General features: G+C 41.4%; 17 protein-coding genes. 9 read left to right on the top strand and 8 right to left on the bottom strand.

The window, feature by feature from the left end; all coding sequences use genetic code 11:
- Window positions 1-292 precede the first annotated feature (292 nt).
- From V7K35_RS28860 to V7K35_RS28850, 3 genes are all read left to right on the top strand, one after another.
- Window positions 293-895, top strand: a complete 603-nt coding sequence (locus V7K35_RS28860; RefSeq protein WP_335083815.1) for a cell division protein SepF — start codon at window positions 293-295, stop codon at window positions 893-895.
- A 308-nt stretch (window positions 896-1,203) separates the two neighbouring features.
- Window positions 1,204-2,022, top strand: coding sequence for a pyrroline-5-carboxylate reductase (proC, locus tag V7K35_RS28855; protein WP_335083813.1), 819 nt, complete (start codon window positions 1,204-1,206; stop codon window positions 2,020-2,022).
- 112 nt (window positions 2,023-2,134) lie between these two features.
- Window positions 2,135-4,810 (top strand): DEAD/DEAH box helicase, encoded by a 2,676-nt coding sequence (locus tag V7K35_RS28850; protein WP_335083811.1) that lies wholly within the window; start codon window positions 2,135-2,137, stop codon window positions 4,808-4,810.
- 257 nt (window positions 4,811-5,067) lie between these two features.
- Here the strand turns inward: V7K35_RS28850 and V7K35_RS28845 are convergent, their stop codons facing one another.
- On the bottom strand, window positions 5,068-5,451 hold the full coding sequence (locus tag V7K35_RS28845; RefSeq protein WP_334793837.1) for a hypothetical protein: 384 nt from the start codon (window positions 5,449-5,451) through the stop codon (window positions 5,068-5,070).
- A gap of 758 nt (window positions 5,452-6,209) precedes the next feature.
- On the opposite strand from V7K35_RS28845, the gene V7K35_RS28840 reads away from it, so the two are divergent.
- The 4 genes from V7K35_RS28840 to V7K35_RS28825 all read left to right on the top strand — a co-directional run bounded on the left by V7K35_RS28840 (window position 6,210) and on the right by V7K35_RS28825 (window position 10,759).
- Window positions 6,210-8,204, top strand: coding sequence for a heavy metal translocating P-type ATPase (locus tag V7K35_RS28840; protein WP_335083809.1), 1,995 nt, complete (start codon window positions 6,210-6,212; stop codon window positions 8,202-8,204).
- A gap of 111 nt (window positions 8,205-8,315) precedes the next feature.
- Window positions 8,316-9,020, top strand: coding sequence for a hypothetical protein (locus V7K35_RS28835; protein ID WP_335083807.1), 705 nt, complete (start codon window positions 8,316-8,318; stop codon window positions 9,018-9,020).
- Window positions 9,021-9,150: 130 nt separating this feature from the next.
- The gene (locus V7K35_RS28830) at window positions 9,151-10,266 is read left to right on the top strand and encodes a HAMP domain-containing sensor histidine kinase (protein ID WP_335083829.1); all 1,116 of its coding nucleotides are present in this window, start codon (window positions 9,151-9,153) and stop codon (window positions 10,264-10,266) included.
- Window positions 10,267-10,393: 127 nt separating this feature from the next.
- Window positions 10,394-10,759 (top strand): hypothetical protein, encoded by a 366-nt coding sequence (locus V7K35_RS28825; RefSeq protein WP_335083805.1) that lies wholly within the window; start codon window positions 10,394-10,396, stop codon window positions 10,757-10,759.
- A gap of 363 nt (window positions 10,760-11,122) precedes the next feature.
- On the opposite strand, the gene V7K35_RS28820 is transcribed toward V7K35_RS28825, so the two are convergent.
- Complete coding sequence (locus tag V7K35_RS28820; protein ID WP_335083803.1) at window positions 11,123-12,211, bottom strand: aromatic ring-hydroxylating dioxygenase subunit alpha; 1,089 nt, start codon at window positions 12,209-12,211, stop codon at window positions 11,123-11,125.
- A 324-nt stretch (window positions 12,212-12,535) separates the two neighbouring features.
- Between V7K35_RS28820 and V7K35_RS28815 the strand changes: the two genes are divergently transcribed.
- Window positions 12,536-12,961, top strand: a complete 426-nt coding sequence (locus V7K35_RS28815) for a heavy metal-responsive transcriptional regulator (protein ID WP_335083801.1) — start codon at window positions 12,536-12,538, stop codon at window positions 12,959-12,961.
- A 568-nt stretch (window positions 12,962-13,529) separates the two neighbouring features.
- Here the strand turns inward: V7K35_RS28815 and V7K35_RS28810 are convergent.
- The 6 genes from V7K35_RS28810 to V7K35_RS28785 all read right to left on the bottom strand — a co-directional run bounded on the left by V7K35_RS28810 (window position 13,530) and on the right by V7K35_RS28785 (window position 20,382).
- Window positions 13,530-13,757, bottom strand: a complete 228-nt coding sequence (locus V7K35_RS28810) for a hypothetical protein (protein ID WP_334793831.1) — start codon at window positions 13,755-13,757, stop codon at window positions 13,530-13,532.
- Window positions 13,758-13,776: 19 nt separating this feature from the next.
- On the bottom strand, window positions 13,777-16,104 hold the full coding sequence (locus tag V7K35_RS28805; RefSeq protein ID WP_335083799.1) for a heavy metal translocating P-type ATPase: 2,328 nt from the start codon (window positions 16,102-16,104) through the stop codon (window positions 13,777-13,779).
- A gap of 123 nt (window positions 16,105-16,227) precedes the next feature.
- Window positions 16,228-16,422 (bottom strand): heavy-metal-associated domain-containing protein, encoded by a 195-nt coding sequence (locus V7K35_RS28800; RefSeq protein WP_273764231.1) that lies wholly within the window; start codon window positions 16,420-16,422, stop codon window positions 16,228-16,230.
- An 815-nt stretch (window positions 16,423-17,237) separates the two neighbouring features.
- On the bottom strand, window positions 17,238-18,362 hold the full coding sequence (locus V7K35_RS28795; RefSeq protein ID WP_335083797.1) for a hybrid sensor histidine kinase/response regulator: 1,125 nt from the start codon (window positions 18,360-18,362) through the stop codon (window positions 17,238-17,240).
- Between the two features lie 69 nt (window positions 18,363-18,431).
- On the bottom strand, window positions 18,432-19,736 hold the full coding sequence (locus tag V7K35_RS28790) for an ATP-binding response regulator (protein ID WP_335083795.1): 1,305 nt from the start codon (window positions 19,734-19,736) through the stop codon (window positions 18,432-18,434).
- A gap of 421 nt (window positions 19,737-20,157) precedes the next feature.
- A complete protein-coding gene (locus V7K35_RS28785; protein ID WP_335083793.1) occupies window positions 20,158-20,382 on the bottom strand; it encodes a hypothetical protein in 225 nt (74 codons plus the stop codon).
- A gap of 693 nt (window positions 20,383-21,075) precedes the next feature.
- Between V7K35_RS28785 and V7K35_RS28780 the strand changes: the two genes are divergently transcribed.
- Window positions 21,076-21,798 (top strand): response regulator transcription factor, encoded by a 723-nt coding sequence (locus tag V7K35_RS28780; RefSeq protein WP_334793827.1) that lies wholly within the window; start codon window positions 21,076-21,078, stop codon window positions 21,796-21,798.
- The last annotated feature ends 5 nt before the right edge of the window (window positions 21,799-21,803 follow it).

The raw sequence follows: 21,803 nt of genomic DNA, 5'->3' as shown, positions 1-21,803 counted from the left end.
GGATATAGTATTGACAAGAGCAATCGCCAAGGGAAAATGGGGTATAAAGAACTTACCTTCGGATAAACCTTAGGATATAATCTTGACTCATTATTATGTTTGGGCGATGCACAGACCTTTCCAATAAGTGTCAGTTCATCGCCAAAACTCGTAGTATAGGCTACAAATAGCAAAGCACTTGCTGAAATATCCACCGATGTAGCGTAGTTTACCGCCCTAGGCATCGCTCCTAGTTCAATCAATCCTAAGCCAAGTCAAAACAGACTATTCGCACCAGGAAAGTACACACACAATGAACAACATCTTTTCCAAACTCAGAGACTTTGTGGGTCTAAATGAGCAAGTGGAATACGAGTATTACGAAGAAGAACCAGAAACAGATAATAATAATTACCAAAATCTGTATCAGCAAGAAAATCCCCAACCAGCACCACAAGAGAGCGCAACCGCTCAAAATCGACGCTGGCGGGAACCAGTGCCTACAATGGGAGATGATATAGCAGCAGGTCCAAAGGCAATGGGGAATGTGATTGGTATGCCAGGAGCAATTAACGGAATTTCGGAAGTTTTAGTCCTCGAACCACGCACCTTTGAAGAAATGCCCCAGGCAATTCAAGCGCTGCGAGAACGCAAGTCAGTAGTATTAAATCTGACAATAATGGATCCAGATCAAGCTCAACGAGCAGTAGATTTTGTTGCAGGTGGTACTTACGCACTAGATGGACATCAAGAGCGCATCGGTGAGAGCATCTTTTTGTTTACGCCAAGCTGTGTCCAAGTTAGCACCCAAGGTGGCGTTCTTCATGAAGTACCACAACCACCAGCCCGTCCGTCTCGTCCTACAGGTTCTCCAAATCAAACCTGGGGCAACGAAACTAACCGGATGGCACAATAAAGTTAAATTAGTTGTTAGTCCTTTGTCCTTTGTCATTTGTCGTGAGTTTTGCTCATAATGACAAATGACAAACGACTAATGACTAATAACCCTTACGGGTGACGCTACGCACAGTCGCTAACGCTACCGCAACTCTTAGAGACGCTGCGTGAACGCTAACGCCAGTCACTCATGGGGAGCGACTGCGGTGGACGGGTTCCCCGCCATAAAGGAGGCAATGCGCCCTTCTCCCAAGGGGAGACGCAACTGCCGTCAAGTGGCGGGGAAACCCCCTGTAAAAGCGCTGGCTCACTAATGACTAATGATCAATGACTATAAAATTTGGCTTAATTGGTGGTGGGGTAATGGGAGAAGCACTCTTATCCCGCCTAATCACGCGGGGAATTTATCAATCATCAGAAGTCATAATTAGCGAACCGCTATCTTCACGCCTAGATTTTTTAAAACAGCAATACGATGTTGCTGTGACCAGAGATAATAGCCAGGTTTTCACCGAAGCAAAAGAAGTTGTCTTTTTGGCAGTGAAACCGCAGGTGTTTAGCGCGATCGCTCAAGAATTAGCAGATATTGATATTATTAATAGAGAACACTCACCCGTAATCATTTCCATCTTGGCGGGTGTGTCTTTAAGCCAGCTAGAAGCTGCATTTGTGCAATTGCCAGTTATTAGAGCAATGCCCAACACCCCAGCAACCGTGGGGGCGGGAATTACTGCGATTTGTTTAGGTGCATACACCAGCCCCAAGCACCACAAAATAGCACAGCAAGTTTTTTCTGCTGTGGGCGAAGTGGTGGAAGTGTCAGAAGGGCTGATGGATGCTGTTACAGGGCTATCTGGTAGCGGCCCGGCTTACGTGGCGCTCTTGGTAGAAGCACTTGCTGATGGCGGAGTAGCCGCAGGTTTACCTAGAACAATTGCCAATCAATTAGCCTTGCAAACTGTATTGGGCACAGCGAAACTGTTGGAGGAAACTAAACTGCACCCAGCAGAACTCAAAGATCGGGTTACCAGTCCTGGTGGTACAACCATTGCGGGGATTGCCAAGCTAGAACAGGCAGGATTTCGTTCAGCTTTAATTGAAGCAGTCAAAGCTGCCACAGAGCGATCGCAAGAACTGGGAAAATGAGAGACTGGGGACTGGGGACTGGGTGCTGAAATTCTTCTCTATACCCAATCCCTAACGAAGTTGACAAAAGACTCGTTAGTATAGTAAACAATCTGGTTGCAAATGTGATTGAGTGAATTATCCTGCGCCGTCTCCAGAACTTGACTTAGGGTCTATATTTCCCTTTGATCTGGATCAGTTTCAAAAAGAAGCGATCGCGTCCCTGAACGCCGGACGCTCCGTAGTCGTGTGTGCCCCCACAGGTTCGGGCAAAACATTAGTCGGGGAATACGCCATTTATCGCGCCCTGTCGCGAGGAAAACGTGTATTTTATACTACTCCCCTAAAGGCGCTGTCGAATCAAAAATTACGTGACTTTCGAGAAAAATTTGGGTTTGATCAAGTCGGACTCTTAACTGGAGATGCTTCCATTAATAGAGATGCACCGATTTTGGTGATGACTACAGAAATTTTCCGAAATATGCTCTATGGCACACCCATTGGGCAAATTGGCATCTCATTAGTAGACGTTGACGCCGTGATCCTTGATGAGTGCCACTACATGAACGATCGCCAGCGCGGTACAGTTTGGGAAGAGTCAATCATCTATTGTCCTCGGGAAGTGCAACTGGCAGCCCTCTCAGCAACGGTTGCCAACAGCGATCAACTCACCGACTGGCTAAATCGCGTTCACGGCCCAACAGACCTGATTTACTCAGATTTTCGCCCAGTCCCCTTAGAATTTCACTTTTGCAATCCCAAAGGGTTATTTCCCCTGCTGAATGATAGCAAAACCAAAATTAACCCCCGCCTTCAGAAGAAGAAGGGGAGAGGGGGAGAAAGGGAGAGGGGGAGAAGTGGTAGACCGGAGGCTCCTGGCATCATTTATACCTTGAGCCAGTTAGAGCAACGAGATATGCTACCAGCGATTTACTTTATCTTCAGCCGCCGGGGATGTGATAAAGCTGTGGCAGAAGTGGGTGATTTATGGCTGGTAAATAATGAAGAGTCCCAGATTTTGCGCCAACAGATTGATGACTTTTTAGTCCGCAATCCTGAAGCAGGGCGTTCTGGACAAATTGCACCCCTATACCGAGGAATTGCCGCCCACCACGCCGGAATTTTACCTGCTTGGAAAGCACTGGTAGAAGAACTATTTCAGCAAGGGCTGATTAAGGTAGTATTCGCCACCGAGACACTAGCAGCGGGAATTAATATGCCCGCCCGGACAACGGTTATTTCTACCCTTTCCAAGCGTACCGACACTGGACACCGCCTGTTGAATGCTTCGGAATTCTTGCAAATGGCGGGACGGGCAGGCCGCCGGGGGATGGATAAACAAGGTCATGTGGTGACAGTCCAAACTCCCTTTGAAGGAGCTAAAGAAGGCGCGTACTTGGGAACATCCAAGCCAGACCCCCTAGTAAGCCAGTTTACGCCCAGTTATGGCATGGTACTCAATTTGCTGCAAACTCACACCCTAGAGCAAACCAGGGAACTCATAGAACGCAGCTTTGGGCAGTACATGGCCACCTTACATTTAAGACCAGAGTATGATGAGATTGCCGAACTGCAAACACAATTAGCTCAACTTCATGAGCAAATCGCCGCAGTTGATGAAAATGAACTGGCTGTTTATGAGAAATTGCGGCAACGCCTGAAAGTGGAACGCCAAATATTGAAAACCCTGCAAGAACAAGCGCAGGATGATAGACAACAAGAATTGGGGATGATGTTGGGCTTTGCAGTGTCAGGAACTCTGTTGAGTCTTAAAGGCAAAAATATCACAGTGCCTTCACCTGTAACCGCAATCTTAGTGGGAAAATCGCCTGGTTCTGGTCAAGCTCCTTACTTGGTATGCTTGGGGCACGATAACCGCTGGTATGTAGCAACAACAGGGGATGTAGTCGATTTGTATGCCGAACTGCCGCGAGTTGAGGTGCCACCTGATGTACTACCACCGCCAGAGATGCCCTTGAAACCAGGACAGTCGCGTCGTGGTAGTCAAGAAACCTTTGCGATCGCTAAACGTATTCCCAATCCGATAGAATCTTTGCATCTGGCACCAGAAGTAACAGAACAACTCAGTCGCACTGCCGCCATCCAAGAGCAATTAGAAGCTCATCCCTTACATCAATCAGGCAATGCTGCCACGCTTTTCAAGCGTCGCGCCCGCTATGTTGAACTAGAGGCAGAACTCGAACAGTTACAAGAGCAAGTAGAGCAACAGTCACAACGTCATTGGGAAGAATTTCTCAATTTAATTTCAATTCTGCAACACTTTGGTGCTTTAGATAACTTAGTCCCTACACAATTAGGACGAATCGCTGCCGCCATTCGAGGGGAGAATGAATTGTGGTTGGGTTTGGTATTCGCTAGTGGTGAATTAGATAACTTAGATCCACACCATTTAGCCGCCGCCGCCGCCGCTTTGGTGATGGAAACGCCCCGTCCAGATAGCAAGGTTAACTTTGAGCTTAGTAATGAAGTGGCAGAAGCCTTGAAAAAATTGCGGGGAATTCGTCACCAAATGTTCCACCGACAACGGCGGTATAACGTAGCGCTGCCTATATGGTTGGAATTTGAGTTAATTGCCATAGTGGAACAATGGGCGCTAGGAATGGAGTGGACAGAACTTTGCGAGAACACCACCTTGGATGAAGGCGATGTAGTGAGAATTTTACGGCGGACGTTGGATTTATTATCGCAAATACCTCACGTTCCCCATTTGCCACACTCTTTCCAGCGTAATGCCCATCGGGCGATGCAGTTGATTGATAGATTCCCTGTGAATGAGGTGGTTGAATGAACAGAACGCTCTTACGCACAGAGAGTATTTGATAATTTCTTTGCGTAAAAGCCTCTTCTATGTCCGTCCTCTTGATCAACATTAATTTGAGGCCTTTGAAGTAATGTTACAAACTGCCCCGACAATGAATTTAGATTTGACTAAACAATAGTAGTGGTAAGTGGTTAAAAGTGCTTTTTTGGTTTCGTATATGTTTTATACGTGATTAATCACGTGTGAGTAACAGAAGTTATAATCCCTGTCAACGCTTTTCAATCCTAATAAACCAGGTTTCCAGCACCCTGCAACTGTCGCAAAGAATTTATACACAATGGACAATCGCATCCAAATAACTGAATTGCCCGATCGCTTTCCGCATCAGTAAAGTTCAACATGGCGATATTTTGATCTGATACTGATGTGACAATAGTTGAGGAACGTGTAGATGAGGTATATGGTTGCTTTCTCTCTGAATCTCTAATGCACACAAAATCTTTTCCACCATGTGGGTTAGTGATACAGGTACGACCGTCTTGTGTGTGCATTAATTTCTGTGTAATACTAGTACTAGCATGGGCAGGATGAAATACCGCCAGCGTAGACATCATTGATACAAAAATAGAGGAACAGGAAAGCAAATTCAGGAGAATTTTTTTGTTCATAGATTTCCTTGAGAAAATTGTCTACTAGTTTAGGGTATTATATTCACTTTCAAACTTCAAGTGAATTTTCCCTAAGAATAGCTAGGTTGACACTTGTTACTCAAGAAAGTTCCATGTCTACCCAGTTTGAGTACAAAGTAGTTGCTATAGCATAATTCACAAGTAAAACAGGCTTTATGTCTAAATTTGATACCTAACCTAAGTTGCGTACTTTACAAAATTTAAATCCGCTGTATATTCCTAACAGTTCTATTTCGTTATATACATAAACCGTCTATAACTTAAGTTCCAGTCTAATAACTAAAGTCCGTTTTAACAAACTATAACCTTTTCTCGGTCGTCTTTAGACGACTTTCGCTATTAAACTGATGAATTCATTCTGAGGTGAGCTAGATGAGAATGAAATAGCTCTGATATTCCCAAGGTAGTGATTGTTTGCTTGATGTTAAGTATAAGGGCTTAATTAAATTAAAGCTCGTAGTCAACGGCTCTAGCCTTTGAAAATCTTATGCAGAGCGACAAATCGCTGACTACGAATAAAAACTATATCTGATATTATTCTATACAATTACGAACTGCTATCGTTATCTTTACAGGATTAAAAATCTTGATTTTAACCAAAACATAGGACAAATATTTAATAATAAATCTGATATAGATTCTCATTCTTAAATTATCAACTTGTAAAAAGTTCTTTTTTTGATTACATTTGAAAAAAGGCTCATACATCAAGTAATTTACTAGCCTTAATAGAAAAAATGAAGCAGAAAGTACATTTAGAATCATCAGGTTGTTCCAACTGTGAACATGACCATCACGAGAATCATAACCATGTTCATAATCACAATAATCATGAGAATCATAACCATGATCATGAACACGACCACGGTGGAGAATTCAATCTGAAAAATGATGTATTGCCTTTAGTAGTGATTTTAAGTTTATATGCACCTGGTGTAATTTTTGAAAATCAATTACACAATACATTCTACTCAATAGGTGAATATTTACTTTTCATCCCTGCTTATTTATTAAGTGGATGGAGTGTTTTAAAGACTGCTGGGCGCAATATACTCAGAGGTAGAGTATTTGATGAAACATTTTTGATGGCAGTAGCGACATTAGGGGCGATCGCAATTCATAAATTACCCGAAGCTGTCGGAGTCATGCTATTTTATAAAATTGGGGAATTGTTTCAAGATATTGCCGTTAGTCGTTCTCGTAATTCTATTAAAGCTTTATTAGAAGTCCGCCCAGATTATGCCAATATCCAAATAGACGGAGAAATCAAGAAAGTATCGCCCGAAACAGTAAAGATTGGGGATATTATCGTTGTCAAGCCCGGAGAAAAGATTCCCTTAGATGGTGAGATTGTAGATGGGAATTCGCAAGTTGATACATCTGCATTAACTGGAGAATCTGTGCCGCGAACGGTGAAGCTATCCGAGACAGTTTTAGCTGGGATGATCAATAAAATGGGTGTTCTCAGCATTAAAGTAACAAAACTTTTTGATGAATCTTCCATTGCTAAGATTTTAGACTTGGTGCAAAATGCCAAAAGTAAAAAAGCAGAGACAGAGAAATTTATTACTAAATTTGCCCGATATTATACGCCAATAGTAGTTTTTACATCTTTAGCAGTTGCTTTGTTACCTCCTTTATTCCTTTCTGGTGCAACTTCTTCAGAATGGGTTTATCGGGCCCTAATTTTATTAGTTATTTCCTGTCCGTGTGGACTAGTTATCAGTATTCCATTAGGTTACTTTGGAGGTGTGGGAGGTGCTGCTAAACGTGGTATTTTGGTTAAAGGCTCTACATTTTTAGATAGTTTAAATGCGGTCAATACAGTTGTTTTTGATAAAACCGGAACCTTAACTAAAGGAGTATTTCAAGTAGCAAAAGTAGTAACACAAAATGGCTTTAATGAACAAGAGTTGTTGCAATTAGCAGCCAAAGTAGAATCGCATTCAAATCATCCTATTGCCCAATCTATCCGCAATGCTTATGGTGAAAAAATTGATGCATTAGATGTGAGAGATTATGAAGAAATAGCAGGTTATGGAATTAGAGCCAAGGTTGAAAATCAGGTGGTAATAGCGGGAAGCGATCGCCTATTGCATAGAGAGAAGATTGCTCATGATAATTGCCAGTTAGAGGGAACAGTTATTCATCTAGCTGTGAATAATATTTACGCTGGGTATATTGTCATTGCTGATGAACTTAAAGAAGATGCGAGACACGCTATTCAAGCACTCAAGCGAATGGGTATAGAGAAAACAGTTATGTTGACAGGAGATAATCAAGCGATCGCCTCCCAGATTGCTCAACAGCTTGGCATAGATACTTACGAAGCAGAGTTATTACCTGAAGAAAAAGTCAATGCCATTGAGAAGTTACTTAGCAGCGCCGGCAAGCATGGTAAAGTTGCCTTCATTGGGGATGGTATTAATGATGCGCCAGTGATTGCTAGAGCAGATGTTGGCATGGCAATGGGTGGGTTAGGCTCAGATGCGGCGATAGAAACGGCTGATATTGTGATCATGACAGATGCACCGTCAAAAGTGGCAGAAGCAATACAAATTGCTAGAAAAACAAGGCAAATTGTTTGGCAAAATATTGGGTTTGCTTTAGCAATTAAAGCTGTATTTATTGGATTGGGTATTTTTGGGATAGCGACAATGTGGGAAGCTGTCTTTGCTGATGTCGGAGTAGCTTTACTTGCGATTTTCAACGCAACTAGAGCAATGAAATAAAATTCTTGGTAAATCAGGAATCCGTAATTGGGAAATTGTAGAAGTTAAAACTGAAAAGCAATAATTGAATATATTGAACACTCCCAAATCGGATTTCCCCAGAGGTAGACTGTGAACCGACCGATCAAAGGTATCGCTACGGCTGCGTTAGCTATACTCCTAAGTAACTCAGTAGCCCCAGTAGTTGCATTACCCCAGAAAACCAATCAACCGCCAACCAATACGCGATGTCTAACGACAAGCTGCTATGCGTCTACGCAACCCTCAAAAGACATCTTGATTGTTCCTGGCGAACGACTGGGGCCGATAAGACGCACAACCACCAAGCAAGATTTAGTGAAGCTATTTGGTGCATCCCATCTCATTGATAAAACTATTTCAGGCGCTGAAGGAATAGGTAGTTTTGCAGCTACGCAGGTAAACCTAAATCAGGGACGTTCTCTGCTAGTAGTTTGGAGTGATAATACTCGTACTAAACCTTTAGATGTGCGTAACTTGGGTTCAGCTTGGAAAACCCGCGAAGGTATCGGTGTCGGAACCCCCTTGAGCGAGTTACGCAAGAAGTTAGGTAACTTTAAACTCTATGGATTGGCGTGGGATTACGGCGGCACTATTTTGTTAGATAGTAGTAAATTATCCCGCTATCAAGGCAAACTGATTTTACGAGTAGATGCTGCTCCTAATGCTTACGAAAAGTTCCCCAATGACTACCAAGCAGTTTCTGGGGACAGTACTTTTTCCTCCAGCAATCCCCACTGGAAACCTTTGGGAATCAGGCTAGCAGAAATTATCGTTGTACTGAACCCAAGTGAGTAGTGGTATGCTAAACATCAGTTTGCTTGCTAGGGCGTAGAGGGACTATGGAGACGACGTTCTTATACTAAATCTGGAACTGGTAAATTATTGACAGAAGAAATTATATAAGTGACATTACCAGGATGAACAAATTGAAGTTACTAAAGAGCTAACTTTTAAAGCTGTACAAGATAGCTTACCGCGCGTTTTGAAAGCATTAGCAACAGTACTTTCTGAATCAGCAACCAGCGATTTACAGACGGTAGTGGATGCAAGCCTGGAACACGGCACACTTCGTGCTGAACAAGGATTTGAGCCAGCAGAAATTGCACGAGAGTATCGTTTACTCAGACTTGTCATTTTTTCTTATTTAGAAGAAGATTTATTAAATGCATCTTCGCAAGAGGTATTACAAGCGGTTCGCCTGATTGATATGATAATTGATGAAGCGATCGCCCGTTGTTTTCACAGTTATACTCAAGGGCGAATACAAGAGTTTAAACAATTGCAAAGTCAGTTGCAGTTGACTAACCAAGAACTAACTCGTTTAGTTCGTGCCGGTAAAGAAGGTCTATCTCATTTGGCTCACGAAATGAAAACGCCCCTAACTTCAATTATTGGTTACGCAGACTTATTTTTACGTCAGCAGCGTCAACAACCAGAACTTAAGGATTCTTATACAAATCTTGAAAGTATTGAGCGAGTCCTCAAGAATGGTAGGCTTCTTGTCCGTTTAATCAATGATACTCTAGAAATTTCGCGTTATGATACCGGGCAAATGATATTGCAGCCAACTCTCACTGATGTACATGATTTAATCAACTTAGTTATAGAGATGATTGAACCGTTAGCGCAGGCCAAAGAATTATCTTTAGTAGTTGATTGTGATCGCGCTCCCAAGCAAGTTACTACAGATTCACTCCGGCTTCAGCAAATTGTTACCAATTTGCTAAGTAATGCAATTCGCTATACAGAAACAGGTTCAATTCTTTTAAAGTGCTGGATGGAATCTCAACAGCAGTGGGCTATCTCTGTTACTGATAGTGGTATTGGTATTTCCCCAGAGGCTCAAACACAAATCTTCAATCCCTATTTTCGTGCCGTAACTTATCCCCAAGTACAAAATACTGATGGTACAGGATTAGGTTTAGCAATAGTCTCTCAATTTGTCCAGTTAATGCATGGCGAGATTAAAGTAAATTCGCAGCTAGGAAGAGGTTCTACATTTACAGTAATTTTGCCATCAGAACCGAGCGCTCAAATATAATACTAATTCGTAATTCGTAATTAAGATTTAGCAATCTAAATCATTTATAAAAATCAATTATACATAAATAGTAACCGTTCAGGGGAGTGCATCTGCGGCGCACCCCCCAGTTATTGATAGGTAGTTCGTGGGAGCATCAGGACCGCAGCACCCGTTTGTAAATAAAGTGCTGGATTTAAGCGATAATTTTCCGCTTTGCTATTACGCAGGTGGAAGTAAATTCTTACCTGGTGAAGCAGCAACTATTGAAATTAGTCCAATTTCTACTAGCTTAACTGCTGGAGGGCGACGGCAATCGCAACAAAAACTAGACGCACTTCAAGCAGAATTTGACATCCGCAGCGAGAAGTTAAAGCAGATGAAGAAAGCTGTAGCAATTGAGGCTGGTACCGCCGTTAAGTTTCAATTAGAACAGCAGCTTCTTGATGAAGAGGCAAAACTGGCACATCTTGGCGATGAACTGGATAAAATTGAGTCTGCATTGCAATCATGAGACTTATGTAAATATACAGTTATTTGGCAGATGGAAATCAGGATTTCCCCACCTAGAAAACAAGGAAAATAGAGATATTCAGTTAATTGGTGTTTGTTTATACTATTTAAATTCTTTGTAATGGTTATACTCATGACTTAGGTTCTACCTGGGAATTAGGAAGTGGCTTTGCCACTTCTTTTTATTAATTTGGTAGCCCAGGAAAAAAATAAATTAAAAGTTAAAAGTAATTTGTTGAACTTTTAACTTTTATTAGTTGTTATATCATGTCCGTTTAATTGACCATAAAATAATTAGCCTGTTAAACTACAGTTTTGTACTCTCCAGGCAGTCTGACAAAATTCTGGTCATATAGACATGATATTAATCATTACTCATTGTATCTTGCCATCTCTCACGCTTGGGCTTGCTCTCCACATCGCGCGATCGCGCTTCTTGCCAAGTCCCCCACATTAGGGATTGCTGTTTTTCAACATAGTTAATAAACTGCATGATTGACTGATCTGCTTTGATGGGAGTTTTCAAATCAAACTGAATTGTTTGGACAATTTTAATGTCACCCATGAGAAAGTACTTAGCTGTAATCTTAGTTAGCCATAGCACAACTCGATTGCATAACCAACCAAAAATTCCTTTACGTTTTTTGGTCATCAACAAGATTTGACCTTCAGTTTTTCCCCCTTCGTGGAGGCGAACTGCAACCATCATATGAATATGGAAGAAATCGGGCCCAACTGTCACAATGCCAATGCTGCCGTACCAATAGCAAATACTGTAAGTTATGGCATTTTTGTAGAAAAGACGGATGAGCTTAATGAAAGACGAATTGTTTTTGATGGGTGTAATGTTACTGAAGATAATAGCATTCTCGTTCAGTTCCTGTCTTTGAAAAATAACTTCTATTGGCAGTTTGTGAATTGTATTGAGGTGTTGAGCATCGATTGCATTAATCATTACCACATTCGGATGACAGTTCATCACAAAATGGGAAGTAATAGCAACATCACACTCTTTTTCTTCTAACTCTGGAACAAAAGGTAGGGGTTGTTGTGGTATTTCTCCAGTCCAAATCCAAATCATCCCGTACTTTTCAGCAGTAGGCCAAGTTTGTAACTTTAGGGAAAGTGGCGCATCTAAACATGGGATATCAATACACATACCTTCAGCATCAAACTTCCAGTGGTGGAAAAAACAACGTAGTGCATTACCCTCAACTTTGCCTTCAGCAAGGTGAGCGCCCATATGCGGACAGTAGGCATCAAAGGTAACTACTCTTTCGTCTTTACCACGGTAAATCGCTAATTCTCTGCCCAAAATCGTGACAGGTTTTACTTCACCCACCCGCAGATTTCGAGAGGGTATTAGCCAATACCATCCTTCAATAAAACGCTCTGGATTATTGAAAATTTTAGGTTTACGAGTTGAGCTAAAAGTCTGCGAGTTGAGATTCATTTTTATAGTTTCACTTGAGGTGAAGCAGTTAATTTAGAAATAACATGCAAACTAAAAAAAAACAGTTACTTTCAGTACCATGACAAACAGTTACCCTATCAATAGATAAAATTATAAAGGTAAAATTTTAAGTTAACTTTATTAAATAAAAATGTTAAATTTAAGTAAATCAGCGGAAATTATTAAAGGTTTGTAGTGAATTAGTAAAATTTTTAATTAGATAAAAATTTCAACTACTGATGCCAACATTTTGCTAAACTCTCAAGTTAATTAATAAATTAGGAAAATATGTCATAATAATTACAATATTTGGGAAAATCTGCCGTGTTAACTCAGGAGACGAAACTGCTTTTGATTGGTCAGGTAACAGATATAAGCGGAATCCCCATCAGGACAATTCGGTATTACGAGAGTTTAGGTTTACTCAAATCATCAAGACGAACAGAGGGAGGCTTCCGCCAGTTTTCATTGGATGTGCTGACTCGTCTAGCTTTCATTAAAAGGGCACAAAATCTTGGTCTTAGCTTAGAGGAGATTGGAAATATTCTTCAGGTTTATGACCAAGGACAAGCTCCCTGTGGTGAAATTAAAGAAAAGCTTGAAAACAAGCTCTTACAAATTGATCACCAAATCGATCAGTTGTTAACTTTACGGTCTGAAATAGATGGATTACTGTCAGGCTGGAAGAATAATGGCAGACAGCATAAAGACACAATTTGTCCCATTATCCAAAACACCACTCAGTGCTGATATTAATTTTTTGTGAAACTGCACAAAATCAAGCTTGCTCAGACTTGGGGCAAAATCCCCAAGTTCTGGAGCAACGGGAGCATCTCAATTTACCATCAAAGAATGATTAATAAAAGCCTGAAATAAGCTATGGATGGTAAATCCATACCATGATTAATTTGTAAAGTGGATAAGGGAGCATCCCAATGCAAGCAAATTTACCAAAATCTTTACAAGTCATTGTGAATAAAGCGTTATGCTCACAATGACAAATTATGTTTTTACACATTTGAGATGCTCGCGTGCATAAGTCCTAATTTATTCATAACTTTGAACTCCAGTTCCCCCCTTTTTTAAGCGTGTATACACAAGTCGAATTACCCCCCTTAATCCCCCCTTATAAAGGGGGGAAATAAGAAATCTTGTTCCCTCCCAATCCATCGGGGAGGGTTAGGGTGGGATAAAACTGACGTAAAAAACCAGGTGGTAAGCTATTTCAGACTTGTGTATACACCGTAGCCTTTTTTAGGTGGGCTAGGGGGAATCTAAAAGTTTTTGATACATCACTAACGACTTTTAAGAAATCCTTTCACGACTCAGAACTTTTATAGAAAAGGAACCACCACAACTCTAGTCCAATTAAGGCTAAACCACCGATCGCAACACCAACTTTCAAGCCCAAAGGTTGCTCAATACGATGAAATTGGCTGGTTTGCTCTGACAAGTGGGCTGGGATTTCTGCTAATGTTACACCTGATGTTCCGGTGAGAAGCACTAAAGCTGTAAGGCTTCCCCAAAGCATTTTTTTACTGAACATTTCCTAAATTAACCTGCAATCATGAGATAGTTTTTGGTTGAAAGTTACGCAATCGTAGAGCGTTGCTAACAACAGAGAGCGAAGAAAGAGCCATCGCAGCTCCGGCGATAATTGGATTGAGTAACCAACCAAAGATGGGGAATAGAATTCCAGCCGCAATTGGAATACCAATAACGTTGTAAATAAAGGCAAAGAAGAGATTTTGCCTGATATTATTGATAGTGGCACGACTCAGTTGAATTGCTGTGACAATTCCTTGTAAATCTCCAGAAATTAGGGTAATATCGCTAGCTGCGATCGCTACATCTGTTCCCGTACCAATAGCAATTCCCACATCAGCTTGTGCTAGGGCTGGTGCATCATTTATGCCATCACCTACCATTGCGACAATGGAGTGGGTATTGGGTACTGGGGATTGGGTATTGGGAAGAATTTTCCCTAGTCCCCAGTCCCTAGTCCCCAGTCCCCCTTTCTGAAGAGATTGGATAATCGCCGCTTTCTGATCTGGACGGACTTCGGCAAAGATTCGCTGGATGCCAACTTGCAGAGCGATCGCATCAGCAGTTTTACGATTGTCTCCAGTGAGCATTACTACTTCTAAACCTAACTTCTGTAAAGCTTTCACTACTGCTGTGGATGAAGGTTTGAGGGCATCAGCAATACCCATTATTCCTTGTAGTTCGCCATCTACTGCAATCAAAATGACTGTTTTACCAACCGCTTCCCATGCATCTTTATACTGCTGGAGACTGATGGTGTTAATTCCAAGTTCTGTTAACCAGCGTTGTGTACCAATTTGCACAAGCTGATTTGAAACAACTGCTTGGACACCACTACCTGCGTTAGCCTGAAAGTTCTTTGCCTCTATTAAACTCACCTCTTGAGACTGGGCATATTTCACCACTGCTGATGCTAAAGGATGCTCAGAATTGCGTTCCACCGTTGCTGCTAACTGTAAAAGCTTGATTTCATTACCATTAGCTGTACCGTTGACAGTTACAAAGTCTGTAACTGTAGGTTTCCCCTGAGTCAAAGTGCCAGTTTTATCTAGAACGATGGTTTGAATTTTGTGTGCTAGTTCTAAGCTGTCTGCACTCTTAATCAAGATGCCATTTTCTGCACCTTTGCCCGTCCCCACCATTACAGAAGTGGGGGTAGCTAAACCCAAAGCACAAGGACAAGCGATAATCAATACACCCACCGTTGTCATTGTTGCTAGGGTGAGGTTACCAGTGAAGTTAAACCAAATGATGAAAGTGGCGATCGCGATCGCAATCACAGCTGGGACAAACCATCCTGTCACCTGATCTGCCAAGCGCTGAATTGGGGCTTTAGAACCTTGGGCTTGTTGCACTAATTTGACGATTTGAGCTAAAAATGTATCATTTCCGACTCGTGTCACCCGAAATTGAAATGCACCCGCACCGTTAATCGTTGCCCCAATCACTTCATCTCCTGGTTGCTTTTTGACTGGCAAACTTTCACCCGTCACCATCGCTTCATCTACCGTCGAAGCGCCTGTAATCACTTCGCCATCTACCGGAATTTTTTCACCAGGACGCACCAAAATCACATCGTTGATTCTGACTTCGGCAATGGGAACATCAATTTCCTTACCATCACGGATAACTCTGGCATCTCTAGCTTGCAGTCCAATGAGTTTGCGGATGGCTTCAGAAGTTTGCCCCTTAGCGCGATTTTCCAATAACCGTCCCAACAAAATTAAGGTAATGACAATCGCGGCAACTTCATAATAAATATGAGGTATCAAGCCCTGAGCAATAAAAAATTTCGGGAAAACAGTGACAAACAATGAATATAGATACGCTGCACTTGTACCCAAAGCAATCAGCGTGTCCATTGTCGCCGTATGGCGCTTGAGGGTTTTCCAGCCATTCCGATAAAAAGATCCACCACACCAGAACACGACGGGTGTTGTCAGCACTAACTCTACCCAAGGATTTTGCAGGAAGCTTGGAATCAAGGGGAAGTTCAGCCCAGTCATCATGGGCAACGACCCCAAAAGTAGGAAAATGCTGATTACACCTCCCACCACTACCTTGAGGGAGAGTTGGCGTTGTAATGCTTGCCTACTCGCAATCTCGGCATCATCTTCTTTAGAGAGCATTTCTTCCTGGAATGAGTAGGAAGAGTACCCCGCAGCATCTATCGCAGCTTGGATTTTCTCTAAATTAGCTAGAGAGCGATCGTAATTGATGGCGGCTTGTTCGGCTCCAAAGTTAACGTTGCAGTCAATCACCCCAGGAACAGAGCGAATTGCCTTTTCGATGTTGTTGGCGCAAGCGGCGCAACTCATGCCTCGAAGTTTGAGTGTGAGAGTATCCATGTTGGGAATTAGGGATTAGGGATTGGGAATTAGGGATTAGGGATTGGGGATTAGGGACTCGTTCATTCACTTCAAAACCTCGAATCTCCCAGTACCCAGTCCCCAGCCCCCAATCCCCTTTCTTTAAGCAACTGGATAGCCAGCAGCAGCCAACGCTTCCTTAATTGCTGTTTCTGATGCTTGAGTTTCTACACTGACAAGCTTGGTTGTCGGATCAGCCTGAATGCTGGCGTTGGCATCGACTGCCTGAAGTGCTTTGGTGATGGTGCCTGCACAAGCAGAACAAGCCATATTGGGAACTGTAAGTTGGAGAGTCATAGATTTACGGGATAAAATGAACAACCTAGCCAGATCAAACTGGATGACTAAGGGACAACCGTCAACAGTCAGAAATAACTGGAAAGAAAGTCGCCTTGAATTCATCCTAGACTCTCTAGCCGGCTGGAGAGTCTAGAGATTTTTAAAAGTTTTTAGCTAAACTTCAAATTTCTTTACAGACGTAGTACAGAAATCGCTAAAAATACAAAATACTACAAAACACTTGTCTTCGGATACAAGTATGTGTTATTAAGGCTATATAACCGAATGGCACTAAGATAAGTCCAAAGTCTTGTGTTGCCTCGTTAAGAGCCTCCAGGCTGGGAAACCATTGTGAGAGGCTCCGCCTCCTCTTTGTTGACCAGAGGCAGAGCCTCTTGGAACTCGTTCCCAGTCTTCAGACTGGGAAAAAGGTTACACAAGCTTTTCGGCTTTTCTTAGTGCCATTCGGCTATATAACCTGTTGTTTTCCCCACAGTTATGGGAAAATAACCTTCCGCACTACTCGATACGCGGCTGCTGAACCCAAGTCTCCTTATCTCTTCACAACAAAGAGTCTTTTTTAAGGCTCTATTTGGAATTTTTATGCAGCCAAAAAATCTGAAACGTCTCCTGCGTGCTTTAGAGCGGCAAGGTTTGGATGTAAGTTACAGCGATCGCATTTATTCTGTTACTATTGACAAAAATATTTGTTAATGTATTAACGAAAGAATCAGATTTATCGTTTAATTTATTTTTCAAGAGTGAAAGCGATCGCGCTTCTGAACCTTTATACGTGATCAAGCAACTATAACTCGTTGGATGAAAAAGAAAACTTAAGTGTTTTTAGGTAGTTGCACAGTGAACAAACTACCTTTACTTAGTTCAGAGGTGACCTGGATAGTTCCTGCGTGCGCTTCTACAATCCGATGGGATAAATGTAGTCCTAAGCCACTACCTGAGCGTTTATGTTTACCTTGGCGAAATCGCTTGAAAATTGTTGCCTGATCTTCTGGCGCAATCCCATATCCTGTATCTTGGATCTCGATTGTTACCGAATCTTGATTTCCTGGATGAGGTGATGTTTCAAAAATGCGGATTGTGATGCCTCCTGTATCTGTAAATTTGATCGCATTTGCGATCAGGTTGTTTAGCACCCGGCGTAGTTCCAAGCGATCGCCCATAATAATACCAGCGTTTTTACCCAGTGCGTCTAATTCACGGCTGTCTATTGTCAAAGTCAAGCCTTTTTCACTAGTTAAAGGACTTAGTTCGCTCACTACTTCTTGAGATATCTCACGTAAATCGCATATTTCCCAATTCAACGTTTTTTTACCTGCCTCGAAGCGATAGACTTCTAGGAGGGTGTTCACCATTTCCATCAAATTTTGGTTACTGCGAATCATGACTGCGATCGCCTGTTTCATTTCCGGCGAAATTTTGCAGAATGTTTCCATCTCAAACAAATTCAACATGCGATCGGCGGCTACTAAGGGAGTTCGCAAATCATGAGTCAGACGCGAAACAAAGTCTTCCCGTTGGCGGGCCATTTTTTGTTGTTCATCCAGACTGTGCTTGAGACGCAACAGTGATCGCACCCTTGCCAGTAGTTCATCAGTATCAAATGGTTTACGAATAAAGTCGTCAGCACCAGCATCCAAACCTTCGACAACGCTAGATTCGTGAAAGGCAGTAATTAACAAAATTGGAATATAACTAATTGCTGGGTTATTCCGAATCCGACGTGTGACTTCATAACCATCGATTCCCGGCATCATCACATCTAACAGAATCAGATCGGGTGGAGATTGTTCAACTTGCCGCAAAGCCTTTATTCCATCTGAAACCAAATCAATTTCATAGCCCTCACTTTCTAAAATTGCTTGAACCAAAATGAGATTATCTAGAGTATCATCAACTGCGAGGATACGAGAAATTTTATTATTTTCAACTATAGACATAATTTATCAACTTTTATCAGTTTTTTTGAAAGTAATTTATAGTTTAAATTTAGGAGATACTATTACTGCTTACCTGGTTTGAAAAGATGAATGATGCGGATTTTTAGCTTTGCTAAAAATATCATCGCCATCTAACTGTACATCTGGAGCATCGGCTGCTTCAGTGGATAATAATGTGATTTGACGCGGCAATTCAATTTTAAACATTGAACCGCTTCCCAATGTGCTATCAAGAAAAATTTTGCCGCCCATCATTCGCACCAGCGAATCTATAATTGCCAAACCCAGACCTGTACCTGGATATTTACGAGTGATAGTTTGATCTATTTGCCGAAATGCTTCAAAAATACATTTAAAATCTCTGGGTGCTATGCCAATACCTGTATCCCGAACAACAATTGTCACTCGACTTGCAGATAGTTCTTTAACCTCAACCCAAATTTGCCCAGACTCTGTAAACTTAATAGCGTTGGAGAGCAGGTTAATTAAAATCTGTTTGAGCCGAACCGGATCATTAAATACCAAAGTATTTTGCAAATCGGTTTGTACTAACAATGATAAATTTTTAGCATCAGCAAGGGAACGCATTTCATTTACAGCGAGATTTATTACCTTTGATACATCAAACATTTCCCCCTTTAAGTCTAATCTTCCTGCCTCCAACCTGGAAAAGTCGAGAACTTCATTGACTAGCATCAGCAAATGCTTCCCATTATTTAAGATCCGCTCAACCATATCTGCTTGCTGGTGCGTTAGTTGACCGAACTTAGAACGGAACAATATTTGCGAAAAACCAATAATCGCATTCATCGGCGTTCTGAGTTCGTGGGACATAGTTGCCAAAAAATGTGATTTTAACTGTGATACCTCCAATAGCTTAAAGTTTTGCATTTGAATCTGTTGCTGTTGTCTTTCCAATTCTTGGTTCTTATGAATGAGTTGTTCATGACTTTCTTTAAGCTGCTGGTTTACCAAAGTTGCCTGCGTTTCAGCCCAATAAATCCGAATCGCACTCCGCAAAACCTGTACCAACATTTCTGGAGATATCTTAGACTTAGATAGATAGTCTGTAGCACCAGCTTTGATTAATTGCACAGCAATTTGTTCATCTCCTTGAGCAGTTAGGACTACTGAAGGAACTTTAATTTTGGAAGAACGTAGCTGTTGAATAAAGGTCAGTCCATGCTGATCTGGTAAACGATAGTCGAAGAAAACACAATCATAGGCAGTAGTGCTTAAGGCAGAAAACGCATCATTGCCATCGCTTACTTCAAACAGTTCCATTTGAACACCTGCTTTAGTCAGCGCATCACGGAATGCCATCCGGTCAACTTCGTTATCGTCTACAATCAAAATTTTCAGCGTCTGTTTCATCAATTTTTATTTTTGCCGCCAAAGATAGGTTGATGTATGATGTTTCTTTTTTGAGATTATCCAACTAAAAAATATAAGATTTTTGGACATCTAAAATTTCTCACTTACTTGATTAACTAAAGTATTTTGTATAATATCCAATATTTATCTTTAGGTTGAATTCAGTCTGTTGTCTTCTCAATCTGATTAATTTACCCGAATATCGCAATTAAACTCCTAGTTAATGACTAATAGTTTTAAAACAATTAGCAATTAATAAATTGAAACCTATTGCTCTGAAGACAACAGTTAGAGCCGATATAAAGTAAAATAAAATACTTTACTAAGCTTAAAACAATTGTAAATGAGTCAGCAAGCGACCGTCGTCACCCATTGGTCAGAGTTGCATACCATTTATCGTCTACCATAAGCCTGAGTAATTTTACTCATCATATTGCTTAAGCCAGGTAGATGAGAAAGTACTGCCTATATTTATTTGTGAATCCGAAGTAATCCTACCTCCTGGAATTTTGACAATTTTCTGAACGATCGCCAGTCCTGTGTTAGGATTTTTTTGGCGATCGCGGACTTCCACTGTTTGAAAAATTCCCCAGACCTTCTTGTGAACTTTGGAAAGAATACCAAGTCTTTCCAAGCCTTTTAGCATTAAAAAGATTAATTGTCCACTTTGATTGCTGAAGCGTCTAACTTGTCGCCCGTAAGTCTCCCACCATATGGAGGCACGAGTAATTACCTTTGGTAGTTGTGCTTGAATTCCTTTTGAAATTGTCCACCAATGAGCCTGATAATTCAGGTCATGTGGAAAAGAAGAGGGCGAAATCTTAACCCCCCAGCCCCAACCCTACAAGGGTTAGGGAAAATTCAAAGCCTCTCAAAAGCAGGAGAGAGGAATGGAAGTAAGGTTTTTCAGAACCCGTGAAAAATCAGAACTTCCATCTGTTGTAATTTGTTCATTTTTGTCAGCTTTTTTTCAAAGCTTTATACAAGATAATAGTAATTAACTGATGGAAGATAGGAACTAAGCGGATGAGTGTAAATAAATATAATATGGACTTTCATTGCGTTTAATTATGCCTGCCTACTTAAAAGCTGAATTTTGAGCAAACGGAGCAATTTTGCACTATTCTCAATATTTCATACTTTTTGTGTAAGTATCTATATATCTCCAGCTAGATATGTCCTCTATCTAAATACTAAAATATAAGATGTTTCTTATTTCTATCGGTGGATGCAGACTGGTTGAAAAATCATCTATCTTTAGTTTGGGAAAATAGATAGATAGCGCTTATAAAAGCTAATACTTTGAAAGATTGCAAACAGCGTAAGAGTAAGTGTAGCTATGAATGAAATTAGTATTATTTTAATTGAAGATCACGACTTAACGCGAATGGGGCTACGAGCGGCATTACAATCTCACAGCGCATTGAAAGTAATTGGCGAAGCGGCAAATGCTACCCAAGGATTAAAACTTTTAGAAACGGCAAAGCCAGATGTAGCTGTTGTAGATATCGGCTTGCCTGATATGGATGGCATCGAACTCACCCGTAAATTTAAACGCTACCAAGCTGAAACTGGGCAAGGCACAACGAAGATTCTGATCCTGACAATGGATCATACAGAGGATGCTGTACTTGCAGCTTTCGCAGCGGGTGCTGATTCTTATTACATGAAAGAAACAAGTATCAGTAAATTAACGGAAGCAATCCAAGCAACTCACGGCGGTAACTCTTGGATTGATCCGGCAATTGCCAACGTGGTATTGCGGAAGATGCGGCAAGGTATTCCTGGAGAGAGCCAAAGCTCTGGCAAGCCGAAGACTGTAAAAATTGAGGCGCTGGCGTCAGAATATGAGCAAGTTTTAGAAACATACCCTCTGACTCAACGTGAACTAGAAATCCTAGAGTTGATTGTAGCTGGGTGTAGCAATGGGCAAATTGCCGAGAAACTTTATATTACAGTTGGTACTGTGAAAACCCATGTTCGTAATATTCTAAATAAATTATGTGCCGATGACCGTACCCAAGCTGCTGTTAGGGCCCTACGTTCTGGGTTGGTGGCGTAAGGGAT

The organism is Nostoc sp. (genome assembly GCF_036917275.1).
Taxonomy (GTDB): domain Bacteria; phylum Cyanobacteriota; class Cyanobacteriia; order Cyanobacteriales; family Nostocaceae; genus Nostoc.
The sequence above is the reverse complement of the archived record's forward strand: the minus strand, read 5'-3'. Positions and strand labels throughout refer to the sequence as shown.

Coding starts and splice junctions, on each gene's coding strand:
- V7K35_RS28860 (WP_335083815.1), top strand. CDS start 293: ATGAACAACATCTTTTCCAAACTCAGAGACTTTGTGGGTCTAAATGAG.
- proC (WP_335083813.1), top strand. CDS start 1,204: ATGACTATAAAATTTGGCTTAATTGGTGGTGGGGTAATGGGAGAAGCA.
- V7K35_RS28845 (WP_334793837.1), bottom strand. CDS start 5,451: ATGAACAAAAAAATTCTCCTGAATTTGCTTTCCTGTTCCTCTATTTTT.
- V7K35_RS28840 (WP_335083809.1), top strand. CDS start 6,210: ATGAAGCAGAAAGTACATTTAGAATCATCAGGTTGTTCCAACTGTGAA.
- V7K35_RS28820 (WP_335083803.1), bottom strand. CDS start 12,211: ATGAATCTCAACTCGCAGACTTTTAGCTCAACTCGTAAACCTAAAATT.
- V7K35_RS28810 (WP_334793831.1), bottom strand. CDS start 13,757: ATGTTCAGTAAAAAAATGCTTTGGGGAAGCCTTACAGCTTTAGTGCTT.
- V7K35_RS28805 (WP_335083799.1), bottom strand. CDS start 16,104: ATGGATACTCTCACACTCAAACTTCGAGGCATGAGTTGCGCCGCTTGC.
- V7K35_RS28800 (WP_273764231.1), bottom strand. CDS start 16,422: ATGACTCTCCAACTTACAGTTCCCAATATGGCTTGTTCTGCTTGTGCA.
- V7K35_RS28795 (WP_335083797.1), bottom strand. CDS start 18,362: ATGTCTATAGTTGAAAATAATAAAATTTCTCGTATCCTCGCAGTTGAT.
- V7K35_RS28790 (WP_335083795.1), bottom strand. CDS start 19,736: ATGAAACAGACGCTGAAAATTTTGATTGTAGACGATAACGAAGTTGAC.
- V7K35_RS28785 (WP_335083793.1), bottom strand. CDS start 20,382: ATGCTAAAAGGCTTGGAAAGACTTGGTATTCTTTCCAAAGTTCACAAG.
- V7K35_RS28780 (WP_334793827.1), top strand. CDS start 21,076: ATGAATGAAATTAGTATTATTTTAATTGAAGATCACGACTTAACGCGA.